Genomic DNA, 3,262 nt, shown 5'->3' on the forward strand with positions numbered 1-3,262 from the left:
CAACCGATCTTCGCCGCGATGGAGTGGATCGCCGCCCACTGCGACTCGTGCTCGTCCTGATGCTCGAGCACCATGCGAACCGCCCGTTGCCGGACCTCAGGGGACTACTTCGTTGCTGTCTTCATGGCTCCATCCTCTCAAAGGTTGGAGCCTCCGAGAAACCCGGGGCGGTTCAGTGCCAGCTCTGGGGGAGGATGCCAATCACAGCCGCAAGGATCACTCGACCAGCAATCTGGCCGCGCGGCGCTGAACCTGATACAGCAGAACGACAGCAGCCAACTGAGCGTCGGCACGCGGCGCATGCGGGCCTGCACCAATGCCCAGCACCGAACCCAATTGCTGTTTGGGCCGGGACCTTTAATAGAGCCACTACTCTGCCACACGCCTTTCAGGGTTGCCTCATAGGCAGTTTGATTATATTTTAGGCAGTTACTGTAACCTAAACACCCTCTGCCATGACTCAAAAAGACACCAAAGCCCCGCTCTACCCCAAAAGCCATATCCTGGCTGCCAGTGGTGTAGCAGCGCTGCTAAGCCTGGCCTTGCTGGTGTTCCCGTCGCGGGAGGTCGAGGCAAAGAAGCCTTTCATTCATCCAGAAATGGAGAGTGCTTCGAGCCAAATCGAAAAAACAGACGACCAAGAGCCAGAACCGCCGTCCATCGACGCAGCGGCGCTGCCTTTTGCCATGCTCGAAAGCTCCATGGATAGACAACCCGTCACCACGGAGCAGTCCACAGAGCAGTCCTCTCAGCAGACAGGAAGAGATGCTCCTCCCGCCACCGTAGCGACAGCTCCCTCCGCGCCGGCATCCCCCAAAGTGGTTACCGCAGGCAAGGGCGATACCCTTTCGACCGTGTTTGCCAAGGCCGGAGTTCCTGCCTCCACCCTGCAGGAAGTCCTTGGCAGCAGCAAGGAAGCAGCCAAGCAGCTGGGGCACATCAAAGCCGGGCAAAAGTTTGAATTCACGTTTGCCGCCAATGGCGAACTGCAAGCCCTGCACGCCAAGCTGGACAAGCTGAAAACCATAGAGATCCGCAAATCTGCCCAAGGCTTTTCCGTCAAGCATGAGACTGTCAAACCCGAGATGCGCACCGTCTATGCTCGAGGGGTCATCGACAGCTCCCTCTTTCCCGCGGCCAAGAAGGCCGGTCTCAGCCACAGCATGGCCCTGACCCTATCGAACATTTTTGCCTACGACATCGATTTCGCTCAGGACATCCGACGCGGCGACGAGTTCGAGGTGATTTACGAGGAAAAGCGCCTTGGCAGCAAACGTCTGCAGCAAGGCAATATTCTTGCCGCCCGCTTCGTCAATCGAGGCAAAACCTACACCGCCGTTCGCTATACCAACAAGCAAGGCGCCACCAATTACTATACCGCCGACGGCAACAGCATGCGTAAGGCCTTTATCCGTACGCCTGTGGACTTTGCCCGTATAAGCTCACGTTTTTCCAATGGCCGTCGCCATCCCATTCTCAACAAGATCCGCGCCCACAAAGGTGTTGATTATGCAGCTCCTCGCGGTACGCCGATTCGCGCGACCGGCGATGGAAAGGTGAAGCTCGCAGGCCGCAAGGGCGGCTACGGCAACACTGTGATCATCCAGCACGGTAACCGCCAGCAAACCCTGTATGCACACATGCAAGGCTTTGCCAAAGGGGTCCGTACGGGCAGCACCGTCAAACAAGGCCAGATCATTGGCTATATTGGGACCACAGGCCTATCGACTGGACCTCACCTCCACTATGAGTTCCAGATCAATGGCGTCCATGTCGACCCTCTGTCGCAAAAACTGCGCATGGCCGACCCGATCGTCCGAGGCGAAAAGCAGCGATTCCTGCAGCAGACTCAATCGCTGATGGCGCGAATGAATCAGGAAAAGGCCACGATGCTGGCCATGGACAAACGCTGACATGGCGCTTTACTTGGGGGTGATGTCAGGCACCAGCCTGGATGGGATAGACATCGCCCTCATCGATCAGGAGGATACCCATACCCGCCTCCTCGGTACGCACTATCTACCCATGCCCGCGGATCTCCGTACCGATCTGTTGGCCCTCTGCTCTCCTGGCCCCAATGAGTTGGTGCGGGCAGCACTTGCCGAGCAACACTGGGTGCGCCTGGCCGCGCAGGGAATCGACAGCCTGCTCAGACAGCAGCGTATCCAACCCGCTCAGATTCGCGCCATCGGTAGCCACGGACAAACCGTTCGCCATCACCCAGCACAGGGCGTCACCATCCAGATCGGCAATCCGGCCTTGCTGGCTGAATGCACCGGCATCAGCGTCGTCAGCGACTTCCGACGACGCGACCTGGCCGCCGGAGGCCAGGGCGCACCACTGGTGCCGGCTTTCCATCAGGCGCTATTTGCAGACGACAACAGCCAGCGTGCCATCCTCAACATTGGCGGCTTCAGCAATCTGACCCTGATCGAGCCAGGAAAACAGATCTACGGCTTCGATTGCGGTCCCGGCAATATTCTTCTGGATGCCTGGATTCAGAACCAGCAAGGCCTCGAGTTCGATCGTGGCGGCGACTGGGCAGCCAGCGGCCAGGTACAGCCGATCCTGCTGAAGACACTGCTTGGCGACCCCTTCTTTCTGACTCAAGGCCCGAAAAGCACAGGTCGAGAGCTGTTCAACATGAGATGGCTGAGCCAGCAACTGGCCAAACTGCCAGCCATGATGCCAGAGGATGTACAGGCCACCCTGCTCGAGCTTACCGCCACCAGCATCTTCGACGCCCTGCAAGCAGCTCAGGACAGAACGGATGAGCTACTTGTCTGCGGTGGCGGCGCCCACAATCGAATGCTCATGAAGCGACTGGCCGAGCTGCTGCCTGCTACCAGGGTAGCCAGCACCGAGGCTTACGGGATCTCCCCGGATTGGATCGAGGCCATGGCCTTCGCCTGGCTGGCCCATTGCTGCCTGGAAGGCATACCCGCCAACCGGCCTAGCGTGACCGGTGCGCGAGGGCCGCGAATCCTGGGCGCCATCTATCCTGCCTGAGCCCCGAGGCGGCGCGCAGACAAATAAAAAGGTGAACCGCCCCGACTTTCCCGGAGGCTCCAACCTTTGAGAGGATGGAGCCATTCGCCCATCCACCGTTTACAGGAAGCCGTTGGGCGGCCTTTGCAACACGTAACTGGGACATAGCCAATAAAAAGGGTTCATCGCATTTTCCCGGGGAAGGCGGCCTTGATTTTCAGGAAGAAGTACTCCTCGTCCCGGAAACCGTAGGCCATGCGCTTGATCACCTTGA

At 58.8% G+C, this 3,262-nt stretch carries 2 protein-coding genes and 1 pseudogene; 2 read left to right on the forward strand and 1 reads right to left on the reverse strand.

Annotated features, from left to right (window positions below):
• Positions 1 to 125: pseudogene (locus EV691_RS24065) on the reverse strand (IS3 family transposase); the annotation flags it as partial.
• Between the two features lie 330 nt (positions 126 to 455).
• Here EV691_RS24065 and EV691_RS22980 point away from each other — a divergent pair.
• Both EV691_RS22980 and EV691_RS22985 read left to right on the forward strand, forming a co-directional pair.
• The gene (locus tag EV691_RS22980; RefSeq protein ID WP_131302116.1) at positions 456 to 1,913 is read left to right on the forward strand and encodes a peptidoglycan DD-metalloendopeptidase family protein; all 1,458 of its coding nucleotides are present in this window, start codon (positions 456 to 458) and stop codon (positions 1,911 to 1,913) included.
• Position 1,914: 1 nt separating this feature from the next.
• The gene (locus EV691_RS22985) at positions 1,915 to 3,009 is read left to right on the forward strand and encodes an anhydro-N-acetylmuramic acid kinase (protein ID WP_131302119.1); all 1,095 of its coding nucleotides are present in this window, start codon (positions 1,915 to 1,917) and stop codon (positions 3,007 to 3,009) included.
• Positions 3,010 to 3,262 lie beyond the last annotated feature (253 nt).

The sequence above is a fragment of the Azotobacter chroococcum genome (genome assembly GCF_004339665.1).
Lineage (GTDB): Bacteria > Pseudomonadota > Gammaproteobacteria > Pseudomonadales > Pseudomonadaceae > Azotobacter > Azotobacter chroococcum.

Coding starts and splice junctions, on each gene's coding strand:
- EV691_RS22980 (WP_131302116.1), top strand. CDS start 456: ATGACTCAAAAAGACACCAAAGCCCCGCTCTACCCCAAAAGCCATATC.
- EV691_RS22985 (WP_131302119.1), top strand. CDS start 1,915: ATGGCGCTTTACTTGGGGGTGATGTCAGGCACCAGCCTGGATGGGATA.